Source organism: Pseudonocardia pini (assembly GCF_013870575.1).
Classification (GTDB): domain Bacteria; phylum Actinomycetota; class Actinomycetes; order Mycobacteriales; family Pseudonocardiaceae; genus Pseudonocardia; species Pseudonocardia pini.
The window spans coordinates 1-10981 of sequence record NZ_JACBXB010000099.1; the positions used below are offsets into that span (position 1 = coordinate 1).

Consider the following 10981-nt stretch of genomic DNA (forward strand, 5'->3'; position numbering starts at 1 on the left):
ATGGCCCGCCCACTCACGGGCACCCCGGGACCGCCGGGACCGGCCGAACAGGTGTCCCTCGACGAGGTCCGGCAGGTCTGGGTCGGCGCCTGGCGGACCGACCTCCCCGCCGACGACCCGCTCCGCCTGCAGCTGCCCGGCCGGTACCTCGTCGACGACTACGGCACGGACGTCCGCTTCCTCGCCGTCCGGGAGGAGGGCCGGGTCGTCGCGGCCGCCGCCCTGGAGATCGACGGGGCCACCGCCGCGTTGGAGGCGGTCGAGACCGCCGCCGCGAACCGTGGACGGGGACACGCGAACGCACTGGTCAGCGGCGCGGTCGCGGTGGCGACCGAGGCGGGCTGCGACCTGCTGGGCCTGCACGCCCTCGCCGCGTCGTGGCCCCGGCGGTGGTACTCCCGGCGCGGGTTCGACGTCGTCGGCGAGCGGTGGTCGGCCAGCAGGCAGGTCTGAGCAGTCCGCGGGGCTGCTCGGCGGCGAGGTGCGGTTGCTCGCGCCGGCCTCCCAGCTGGATGGGACTGGCCTCCTTGTTGCCAACATGATGCAATAGCACGCCGACCCCCCTCCGACAAGACGGTTTCCGCCCCCACCTCTTGACGGTTTAGCCCGCGCCCCCCTGTGCCCGGCGTCACGCCGGTCCTAGCGTCGCCGTCGACCGACTTCACCTGCACCAGAAAGGGCTGCCATGCAGGTCGACGAACTGCTCAAGCCGTTCCCGCTCAAAGAGTTCCACCCGTTCCCCAAGGCTCTGATGGGGCCGGGGGCGCACGAGATGATCGGGCCGGAGGCACTGAAGCTCGGGTTCAAGAAGACGCTCGTGATGACGTCGGGCCTTCGCGGCACGGACATCGTGCACAAGATCGTCGAGTCGATGAAGTACCACGGCCTGGAGGTCGTGCTCTACGACCAGGTCGAGTCGAACCCCAAGGACTACAACGTCATGGACGCTGTGGGCCTGTACCAGCAGAACAAGTGCGACTCGTTCGTCTCCATCGGCGGCGGGTCCAGCCACGACGCCTGCAAGGGCGCGCGCATCTCGGTCGCCCACGACGGCCGCAACGTCAACGAGTTCGAGGGCTTCAACAAGTCCGAGAACCCGCAGAACCCGCCGCACATCGCGGTCTCCACCACGGCCGGTACCGGTTCGGAGACCTCGTGGGCGTACGTCATCACGGACACCACGACCGACCCCGACAACCCCCACAAGTACGTCGCGTTCGACGACGCCTCGGTCACGAGCCTGGCGATCGACGACCCGGTCCTCTACTACGACTGCCCGGTCGACTACACCGCGCAGTGTGGGTTCGACGTGCTGGCGCACGCCTCCGAGCCGTACGTCTCCCGGCTGAACTTCCAGCCGTCGCTCGGCAACGCGCTGCACGCGATCAAGCTGACCGCGCAGAGCCTGCGCGCGGCCGTGTGGAACGGCCAGGACCTCGCGGGCCGCGAGGGCATGATGTACGCGCAGTACATCGCCGCCCAGGCGTTCAACTCCGGCGGCCTCGGGATCATCCACTCGATCTCGCACGCGGTGTCCGCGTTCTACGACACCCACCACGGCCTGAACAACGCCATCGCGCTGCCCCGCGTGTGGGCCTTCAACATGCCGGTCGCCTACGAGCGCTTCGCGGACATCGCGGAGGCCATGGGCATCGACACCCACGGCATGACCAAGGTGCAGGCCGCCGAGGCCGCGCTCGCCGCCGCGATCCGGCTGCTGCGCGACGTGGGCATCCCCGAGCGCTTCATCGACGTCACGCAGGACTCGTACTCGAAGAACCGGCTGGGCGTCGGCCCGACCAAGTACTACGAGAACGCGCCGACCATCGTCGGCGACGCGGCGGACGTCGACCGCATCACCAACCACGTCCTCGGCGACGCCTGCACCCCGGGCAACCCCAAGGAGTGCACCTTCGAGACCGTCCGCCCGGTCGTCGACCACTGCATCAACGGCGACCTGGACGACCTGCTCTCCTGACCGCCGCGAGTGGCGATGGTCGCTCCGGCGACCATCGCCACTCACGACGCTCGACCTGCACTCTCAGGCCTTCGGCGGGCCCGTCGTGTCCACCCGGCGCACACTGGGTCACGGCGGGCCCGCCCGCCTGAGCGGCCTACCGCGGCCCGCCGACGAGCCGCGCGGAAGGAGCACCACCCGTGACCGAGTCCGTGCCCGCCCTCGAGGATCCCGACCCGCCGTTCGCCTCCGTCGACGAGGTCGTCGACGCCCTGCGCGAGCAGGGCTACATCGCCGACACCCGGCTCGCCACCACGGTCTTCCTGCTCACCCGGCTCGACAAGCCGCTGCTGCTCGAGGGGCCTGCGGGTGTCGGCAAGACCGAGCTGGCCAAGATGCTGGCGCTCGCCACGGGCCGCCGACTGCTGCGGCTGCAGTGCTACGAGGGCCAGGACGAGACCAAGGCCCTGTACGAGTGGGACTACGGCAAGCAGCTCATGTACACCCAGATCCTGCGCGAGAAGATCGGGCAGGTCGTCGCGGACGCCCCGGACCTGGCCGGCGCCGTGGAACGGATCGGCGCCGAGGAGAGCGTGTTCTTCTCCGAGCGCTTCCTGGCCCCGCGCCCGCTGCTCGAGGCCATCCGGTCCCCGCAGCCGGTCGTGCTGCTGATCGACGAGGTCGACCGCGCCGACGAGGCCCTCGAGGCCGTGCTGCTGGAGACCCTCGGCGAGTTCCAGATCTCCATCCCCGAGGTGGGGACCTTCACGGCCGACCAGCGGCCCTACGTGCTGCTGACCTCGAACAACACCCGCGACCTCGCCGCCGCGCTGAAGCGCCGCTGCCTGCACCTGTTCCTCGACTACCCCGAGGCCGCGCGCGAGCTGGAGATCGTCCGGTCCAAGAAGACCGGGCTCTCGGACTCCCTCGCCGAGGAGCTCGTGAACGTCGTGCGCGGGCTGCGCGAGCTGGAGCTCCGCAAGGCCCCGAGCATCTCCGAGACGATCGACTGGGCGCGCACGCTGGCCGTCCTCGGTGTCGAGGAGCTGAACGCGCAGATCCTGTCCGACACGGTGTCCGTGGTGGTCAAGTACGACAAGGACGTGAAGAAGGCGCTCGACGCGCTGCCCCGCCTGGTCGACCCCAACGCCGTCGTGGAGGAGCACTCCCACGGACACGGACACGGGCACGGACACGGGCACGGGCACGGGCACTCCGACGAGAGCGACGACGGAGACGTCGACGGCCGGTCGAAGCGCGCCGACAAGGACACGGCCGGGCGGCACGGCGAAGGCGCCTACGGCACGCCGGACTACGCCAAGGGCAGCGAGAAGGACGCCCCTGCCAAGGTGCGGAACGTGACGTCGGGGCAGGGTTCGCGCTCGTTCGGGCTGGGACGCAAGAGGGCGCTCTAGATGGAGGCGAGCATCCACCGGTTCGTCCGGCTGCTGCGCATCCGGGGCGTGCGGATCTCGGTCTCCGAGGCGCTCGACGCCATGCGGTGCGCCGCGCAGCCGGGCGTGCTCGCGGACAAGGCCGTGCTCAAGGAGGCGCTGCGCGTCGCGCTGGTCAAGGACCGGCGCGACGAGGCGACCTTCGACGAGGTGTTCGACCTGTTCTTCGCGCTGGTCAAGATCGGCGACCCGGAGACCGGGCACGGCCACGGGCACGGCCACGGCGACCTCTCGGACGACGGCGCCCTGGAGGACTTCACGCTCTCCGAGGACCCGTCCGAGACGCCGCAGCAGGGCCACGAGCACGGCAAGCCCGTCGACATCAGGGACTACTTCGACCCCGACGACCTGGCGCAGCAGTACAACCTGCACCAGGAGGCCAACAAGATCGACCTGGCCGCGATGACCGAGGAGATCATCTTCTCGAAGGACAACCAGGCCGCCCAGGCCACCGACGGCAACCGGGTCCAGATCGAGACCGACCGGCTCTCCGGCGCGGGGCTGCCCGGCGACATCTCGACCGCGAACGGCACCAAGGTCGACGCGGACCTCTCCGTCGCCGAGCAGGAGGCCCTGCTGGGCTGGCTGACCGCCGAGGAGGACGCGGCGCTCTCCGAGGGCACGGAGGACGACGCCTCCGCGCTCCGGCGCCGGCTCGCGGGCGTGCTCGCGAACCTCCCCGAGGCGATCAAGGCGCACCTCGAGAAGCTGATGGAGATCGAGCAGCGGATCATCGACGGCGGCGAGGGCGAGGGCCGGACCGCGCAGGTCGACCGGGCGTCGGAGACCGAGCGGATGCAGCTGGAGGACTCCCTGCGCCGGCTCGCGAAGACGCTGCACGGCGCGCTGACCCACCGCCGTCGGGTGTCGCCGCAGGGCCGGATCGACTCCGGCCGCACGATGCGCAGGAACATGCGCTTCGACGGCGTCCCGTTCAACCCGGTCACGGTGAAGCGGCAGGAGGACAAGCCCCGGCTCGTCGTGCTGGCCGACGTCTCGCTGTCCGTGCGGGCGACCGCGCGGTTCACGTTGCACCTGGTCCACGGCCTGCAGGATCTCTTCGGGCAGGTGCGCTCGTTCGCGTTCGTGGACGAGATCGCCGAGATCACGGACCTGTTCGCCGACCATCCGGTCGAGCACGCGCTCGGGCTGGTGTTCGGCGGCGACGTGGTCGACGTCGACGCCAACTCGAACTACGGGCTCGCGTTCGGGCGGTTCCTGGAGGAGCACGGCTCGGCCGTCACCCGGCGGTCCACGGTGCTCGTCCTGGGCGACGGGCGGGGCAACGGCAACGACCCGAACATGGAGGCGTTCGTCGAGATCACGAGGCGGGCGAGGGAGACCATCTGGCTGACCCCCGAGCCCCGCTACTCCTGGGGCCTCGGCCGCTGCGACCTCCCGGACTACGCCGAGTACTGCGACCGGGTCCGCGTGGTCCGCGACCTCACCGGCCTGGAGAACACCACGAACGAGATGGCGGTGGACCTGATCGGCCGCTGACCCGCCCCCGCCAACGAACGGCACTCTCGCTCACACCTAGTGAGCGAGAGTGCCGCTCGTTCATCGCCGGAGGACGGTGGCCAGCAGGGTCTCCGCGAGCCACGCCGCGTACTCCGCGCCGGACCAGCCCCGCGCGACCGTCAGCTCGTGCACCGCGGGCGAGATCAGCGTCCAGACGACGTCCCGGGCCCGATCCTCGTCCGCCCGCAGCCAGCCGCGGCCGCCCCAGAGCCGGGTGATCGCCGTGGCCCCCGCCAGACGCTCCCCGTCGAGGGTCCGGGCGAACTCGTCGAGGTCCGGGTCCGTCGCCCGCGCCCCCCACATCAGCGCCGTCAGCGGGCCCGTCCGCTCGGCGATGCCCCGCGCCACCGTCGCGTAGGCGGTCGCGGCCTCCACCGGACCCGGTGCGTCCCGCAGGGCGAGCATCTCGGGCCGCTGCGCCATCGGGACCGGCTCGTCGTCCCCGGCGAGCGCGACGTCGTAGACCGCCTTGAGCAGCGCCGCCTTCCCGCCGAACGTCTTGTAGACGGTCTCCGGCGACACCCCCGCCGCCCCGGCCACCGCCTTGATCGTGGTGCCCGCGTACCCGGCGGCGAGGAACGCCTCACCCGCAGCCGCGATCACGCTCGCCCTGGTCAGGCGGGCGCGGGCCGCGCGCGCCGAGTTGTCGTACGCCATGCGGATTCCCTTGCCGTCCAGTTCGGTACAGCGTACTGTCCCGAATCGCTACAGCACACTGTAACCAATTAGGGGGAACCATGTCCGCACCGACCCTCGCGCCCGGCGACGTCGCCGTCCGCGCGATCCACCTCGTCGCCGGGGGCACGCTCGACCAGCTCCGCGAGGTGGTCCATCCCGAGGCCGTCAACCGCGAGTCGGCGGCCGAGCCGCCCGCCACCCGCGGAACCGGTCCGGAGGCCTTCTTCGCCACCGGTGAGTGGCTGCGGAGCACCATGTCGGAGCTCGCCTTCGCGGTGGAGGACGTGATCGTCGACGGAGACCTCACCGTCGTGTACGGCCGGATGAGCGGTCGTCAGACCGGGCCCATGACGATCCACGGGCCGGACGGCACCGTCGAGCGGGCGTTCGCGCCGACCGGGAGGCGGTTCTCGGTCGCGCAGGCGCACTTCCAGCGTCTGCGGGACGGACTCGTCGTGGAGCACTGGGCGGTCCGGGACGACAACGGGATGGCCCTGCAGCTCGGCTGGGTGCCGCCCTCGCCCCTGTTCCTGCTCCGCAGCGCGCTCGCCACGCGACGGGCCCGGCGGGTGCTCACCGGGTGAGGGGCGCCCTCGCCGACGGTGCGGCCGGACTCGGGAGCCCCGCTCGACCGGCGGTCCCTCGCCTGCCCGGTCGGAGGGTTCCGGACTGTCCGCCGGACGGGATCCGCCCCGCTTCGGCCCCCCGCTGCTTAGCGTCGTTCCCGACGAAGGGAGCGGCGATGATCGGGCTCGGGCAGCTGGACAACGACCTGGCCGGATGGATCGACCGGACCCTCGTGGTGCCCGGGATCGTGCCACCGGAGCACTTCGAGGAGGCCTTCGTCGCGATCGTCACGGCGGCGGCGCAGGATCCCGAGGACGCCTGGTTCGCCTTCTACCGCAACACCCTCGCGGCGCTGGCGGGCGAACCCCTCCCCGGCGGGACGAACGCCGAGCTCAAGCCCGTGCACGAGCGCGCGGCCGAGCTCGCCCTGGGCGACGTCCTGGAGCTCGGCTGCTGCTTCGGCTTCCTGTCCCTGCGGCTCGCGGCGGCCGGGCACCGGGTCACCGCGACCGACCTGACCCCCGGCACCGTGGCGCTGCTCGACCGGATGGCCCCCCGGCTCGGCCTGCCGATGGACACCCTCGTCGCCGACGCCCGCGCCGTCCCGCTGCCCGACGACCACGCCGACACCGTGTTCGCCGTCCACCTGATCGAGCACCTCCCGCCCGCCGAGGGCGAGGCGGTGCTGGCCGAGGCGATCCGGCTGGCGCGGCGTCGGGTCGTGGTGGCCGTCCCCTTCGAGGCGGAGCCCAACGAGACCTGGGGTCACGTCACGGTGTTCGACACCGCCACCCTGACGGCCCTCGGCGAGCGCACCGGCCTGGCGTACGAGGTGACCGTCCACCACGGCGGCTGGCTCACCCTCACCTTGTGAGTGGCGATGGTCGCCAGGGCGACCATCGCCACTCACAGGGGGGCGGGGCGGACGAGGCGGTGGGTCAGCAGCTCCAGCGGGCCCCGGTCGAAGCGGCGCAGCCACAGCACGGCGACCACCGTGCACAGCCCGCTCACCGCCGCCCAGATCAGCAGCACCCGCCAGGTCTCCGGGCCCGCCAGGCCCAGGCCCCACCGGTAGCAGAGCACGCTCGCGAGCACGTTCTGCAGGACGTAGCAGCTCAGCGCGGTCCGGCCCACCGCCGTGAGACCCCGAGGTGCCCAGCCCGCCCGGACCAGGTGCGTCACCCCGGCGAGCAGGCCGAGCGCGACCAGCGGGGCGAGCAGGTAGCGGTCCACGAGGAACCAGGCGGGGCCCAGGTACGAGGTCAGCAGGTTCACCGGCAGGGCCACCGCCCCGAGGACCATCAGCCTGCGGCGCGGGGCCGCGCCGCGGTCGTCGAACACGCCGGCGCGGTGCAGGCGCGCGCCGAGCAGGAACAGCACGACCCCCAGCGGCACGATGACCACCAGCTCGGCGCGGAACGTGGCCCAGTCGCGGAGCCTGCCGAGCACCTGTGCGCCGTAGCCGAGGTCTGCCACCGGGACCGCCGGGATCTCCGGCGACGCCGTCCGAGTCGCGGTCAGCAGGCCCATGAGCAGCACGAACACCGCGCCGACGGCGACCGTGCAGGCCTTCTGCACGCGGTCGGACCGGCCGATGAGGTACGCGACGACCACGGAGGTGACCGCATACCCCATGAGGACGTCGAACTCGAAGACCAGCACGTAGTGCAGCGCCCCCTCGACCAGCAGGACGAGCGCGCGGAGCAGGTACCGCCCCGGCCACCGCGCCCCGCGGCGGACCGCCGACCGGTACTGCAGCTCCAGCCCGACGCCGAACAGGAGCGTGAGCAGGGCCAGGAACTTGCCGTTGACCAGTCCCCTCAGCAGCCATTCGCCGGTCGGCGTGCCCGCGGCGAGCCAGGCCTGCGGGCCGCCGGGGAAGGCGAGGAGCCAGACGTTCGACGCGAAGGTGCCCAGGATCGCGATCCCCCGCAGGACGTCGAGGACGGGCAGCCGCTCACGCATCCGTCCGCTCCTTCGTCGAGTACCAGATCGGGCCGGCCACGAACCAGATCCCGGTCACGACGACGGCCCTCAGGCCCCAGTTCCACAGCGGGTCCGAGGCCCACTCCGTCGGCATCGGGATGCCCCGGCCCGCCGCCACCGACAGCAGGGACAGGACCGCCAGCGCGACGACGGTCATCACCACGACCCTGCCCCACACCCGCCACTCGTACCGTGCGCGCGCGGCACCCGCGCGCGGCTTCGGCGCCGGGCGCGGACCACCCGCGAAGCGGTGGGCGAACCAGCCGTCCGCCCAGCGGATCGTCGAGTGCCCGAACGCCACCGTGAAACCCAGGTAGAGCCCGGCGAGGCCGTGCACGGTGCGCGGCTCCGCACCACCGGCGACGTCGAGCGCGGCCGCCCCCACCAGCACCAGGTCCAGCAGCGGCACGCACAGCAGCAGCGCCGCGGACACGCGGCGCAGCCGCAGCAGGTAGCGCGCCGAGAGGCCGAGCCCCAGCAGCACCCAGAAGCCCACCTCGCAGGCTCCGATCACCCACACCAACGGATCGATGTCCCCCATGGCCGCCACGCTCCCCCGGCCGCGGGGGTCGTCGCGTCGGGCGGGAGGGCGATCGTCGCGTACATCGTTCGACGGAGGCGGGCGGGCCGCCGACGTGCTGGGATGGGTCGGTGCTCCTCGACAGACCGCTCGCGCGGGACGGCCTCGTCGCGCTCGGCCATCTCGTCGTCGGGCTGCTGCTGGCGTGGGCCGTGCCGGAGGTCCGCCTGCTCTGGTGGCACGAGGCGTCGTTCGGCAGCACGGCGCTCGTCGTGCTCCTCGCCTGCCTGGCGATGGTGCTCCGCAGGCGGCATCCGGTGGTGGCGCTGACCGGTGTCGTGGCGGTGTTCGTCGGCACCGTCGTCCTCGCCGGGGCGACGCCGCTGGGCGTGCTGCTCGTGCTCGGCGATGTCCTCTACTGCGCGGTCCTCTACTCGCGCGCCCGCGCGGCGTGGACCGTCGCGGGGCTCTCGCTCGGCGTGCTCGCACTGCTCACCCTCGGCAGGCTGGTGACCGCGGGCGGCCGCGAGGCGCTGCTGGACCTGCTGAGCTTCAGCATCCTGCTGGGCATCCCGGTGCTGTGGGCGCTGGAGGTCCGCAGGCACCGGGACCTGGCCGAACAGACCAGGCTGCTCGCGGCGCGGGACCGGGACGCCGCGCTCACCGACGAGCGGAACCGGATGGCCCGGGACCTGCACGACGCCGTCGCGGGGCGCGTGTCGGCCATCGCCCTGCAGTCCGCCGCGGCCCTCGGCGGGGACGACCCGGCGGTCCACCGACGGGTCCTGGAGGCGGTCCGCGAGCACAGCGTGGCCTCGCTCGGCGAGATGCGGGCCATGATCGAGCTGCTGCGGTCGGGCGCGGAGGGCGAGCCGCGCACCGCACCCGACGGGCTGGACCGCCTCGCCCCCCTGCTGACCTCCGCCAGGGCCACCGGGCTGACCGTGCGGCTGCGCGACGGGCGGACCGGACCGCTGCCCGCGGCCGTCGACCTGGCGGCGTACCGGATCGTGCAGGAGGGCCTGACCAACGCGGCGAAGCACGCGCCGGGGTCCACCGTGGACGTCGTGCTGGCCGACGGCCTGGTGGTCGAGCTGACCAACGACCTCACCGCACCCCCCGACGGACCGCCCGCAGCACCGCGAGCTGCGGCATCGACTGCGCCGCGGCACACGCCGCCGAGCCCACGACGAACAGGGCGATCGCGACGAGGTAGAGGGGCTTGCGGCCGTGGACGTCGGAGAGCCGCCCGTACAACGGCGTCGAGACCGCGCCCGCGATCAGGCAGGCGGTGGTGGCCCAGGCCTGCAGGGAGAGCCCGCCGAGGTCGTCGGCGATGGTGCGCGCGGCGGTCGCCACGATGGTCATGTCGAGCGCGGCGAGCGAGACGCCGAGCATCAGCCCGGCCAGGACGAGCCCGACACGGGGCCGGGGTGGAGCGGGCAGGACGGCGGTCACGGGGGCCTCCTCGGTTCGGCGGGTGCCCCGACTGTGCTGCGGCGGGCGGGGTGGGCCATCGGCAGCGGCCACCCATCTCGGGTGGGCACCTCCCCCACCGAGATGGGCAACGGCCACGGATCCGGGTGCCGCCCGCCGCGGGCCACGCTGTTCCCACCTCGACAGAAGGAGCAGCCATGACCCTCACCGCCACCACCGACACCGCCGCCGCCAAGGCACTCGCCGTCCGTTGGCTCGACCTCGTCTCCGCGGGCGACGTCGACGGGCTCGTGCGCACCACCGCCCCCGACTGGACCATGGCGGGCGGCCCGCCCGGCCTGCCCGCCGGACCGGACGGCGTCCGCGCACTCGTCGCGTCGTTCGGCCGGATCACCCAGTCCTGGACGGTCGAGGACGTGATCGCCGAGGGCGACCGGGTCGTCGTCCGGGCGACGAACCTCTGTGAGCAGGACGAGTTCCTCGGCGTGCGGGCCACCGGCGTCCAGCAGGTCTTCGCGGCGACCTTCGTGTTCCGCATCCGCGACGGCCTGGTGGCCCAGGTCTGGCGGACCGCGCAGGACCTGCAGCGCCTCCTGCAGCTCGGCGCGGTGCTGGTGCCCCCGTCGAACCGGCCCAGCATGCCGTGACTCAGGCGGGGATCTCCCGCTCGGCCAGCGCGGCGGCGGCGTCCCGCCGGGACGCCACGCCCAGCTTCTGCAGCACCGCCGAGACGTGATGGTCGACGGTCCGCACGGACAGCACCAGGCGGGCCGCGATCTCGGCGTTGGTCAGCCCCGCCGCGACCAGCTGCAGGATCTCCAGCTGGCGGCCGGTCAGACCGGCCGGGTTGGCCCGGGTGGT

At 72.8% G+C, this 10981-nt stretch carries 11 protein-coding genes and 2 pseudogenes; 8 read left to right on the plus strand and 5 right to left on the minus strand.

Annotated features, from left to right (window positions below; all coding sequences use genetic code 11):
* The 4 genes from H5J29_RS08860 to H5J29_RS08875 form a co-directional block, all read left to right on the plus strand.
* Window positions 1–453 (plus strand): GNAT family N-acetyltransferase (locus H5J29_RS08860; RefSeq protein ID WP_220187148.1); only part of this gene is annotated, 453 nt, incomplete at its 5' end.
* 232 nt (window positions 454–685) lie between these two features.
* Window positions 686–1978: an NDMA-dependent methanol dehydrogenase gene (gene mdo, locus H5J29_RS08865; RefSeq protein WP_181780436.1), complete on the plus strand. Its 1293-nt coding sequence runs from the start codon at window positions 686–688 to the stop codon at window positions 1976–1978.
* Window positions 1979–2157: 179 nt separating this feature from the next.
* Complete coding sequence (locus tag H5J29_RS08870; RefSeq protein ID WP_181780437.1) at window positions 2158–3372, plus strand: AAA family ATPase; 1215 nt, start codon at window positions 2158–2160, stop codon at window positions 3370–3372.
* Window positions 3373–4911, plus strand: coding sequence for a VWA domain-containing protein (locus H5J29_RS08875; protein ID WP_181780438.1), 1539 nt, complete (start codon window positions 3373–3375; stop codon window positions 4909–4911).
* Window positions 4912–4971: 60 nt separating this feature from the next.
* Here the strand turns inward: H5J29_RS08875 and H5J29_RS08880 are convergent, their stop codons facing one another.
* Complete coding sequence (locus H5J29_RS08880; protein WP_181780439.1) at window positions 4972–5589, minus strand: TetR/AcrR family transcriptional regulator; 618 nt, start codon at window positions 5587–5589, stop codon at window positions 4972–4974.
* A gap of 80 nt (window positions 5590–5669) precedes the next feature.
* Between H5J29_RS08880 and H5J29_RS08885 the strand changes: the two genes are divergently transcribed.
* A complete protein-coding gene (locus H5J29_RS08885) occupies window positions 5670–6194 on the plus strand; it encodes an ester cyclase (RefSeq protein ID WP_181780440.1) in 525 nt (174 codons plus the stop codon).
* Between the two features lie 158 nt (window positions 6195–6352).
* Entirely contained in the window at window positions 6353–7051 is a 699-nt protein-coding gene (gene mftM, locus H5J29_RS08890) for a mycofactocin oligosaccharide methyltransferase MftM (RefSeq protein ID WP_181780441.1), read from the plus strand.
* Window positions 7052–7083: 32 nt separating this feature from the next.
* On the opposite strand, the gene H5J29_RS08895 is transcribed toward mftM, so the two are convergent.
* Both H5J29_RS08895 and H5J29_RS08900 read right to left on the minus strand, forming a co-directional pair.
* Complete coding sequence (locus tag H5J29_RS08895; RefSeq protein WP_181780442.1) at window positions 7084–8142, minus strand: DUF418 domain-containing protein; 1059 nt, start codon at window positions 8140–8142, stop codon at window positions 7084–7086.
* Window positions 8135–8704: a hypothetical protein gene (locus tag H5J29_RS08900; RefSeq protein ID WP_181780443.1), complete on the minus strand. Its 570-nt coding sequence runs from the start codon at window positions 8702–8704 to the stop codon at window positions 8135–8137. The genes H5J29_RS08895 and H5J29_RS08900 overlap by 8 nt, the downstream gene beginning before the upstream one ends.
* Window positions 8705–9363: 659 nt before the next feature.
* On the opposite strand from H5J29_RS08900, the pseudogene H5J29_RS34860 reads away from it, so the two are divergent.
* A pseudogene (locus H5J29_RS34860) lies at window positions 9364–9531 on the plus strand (histidine kinase dimerization/phosphoacceptor domain-containing protein); the annotation flags it as partial.
* A gap of 259 nt (window positions 9532–9790) precedes the next feature.
* Here H5J29_RS34860 and H5J29_RS34865 read toward each other — a convergent pair.
* Entirely contained in the window at window positions 9791–10081 is a 291-nt protein-coding gene (locus H5J29_RS34865) for an MFS transporter (RefSeq protein ID WP_312858124.1), read from the minus strand.
* Window positions 10082–10377: 296 nt separating this feature from the next.
* Here H5J29_RS34865 and H5J29_RS34870 point away from each other — a divergent pair.
* Window positions 10378–10767 (plus strand): annotated as a pseudogene (locus H5J29_RS34870) (ester cyclase); the annotation flags it as partial.
* A gap of 1 nt (window position 10768) precedes the next feature.
* Here the strand turns inward: H5J29_RS34870 and H5J29_RS08910 are convergent.
* Window positions 10769–10981: helix-turn-helix domain-containing protein (locus H5J29_RS08910; RefSeq protein ID WP_181780445.1), on the minus strand; the 213-nt coding region annotated here is incomplete at its 5' end.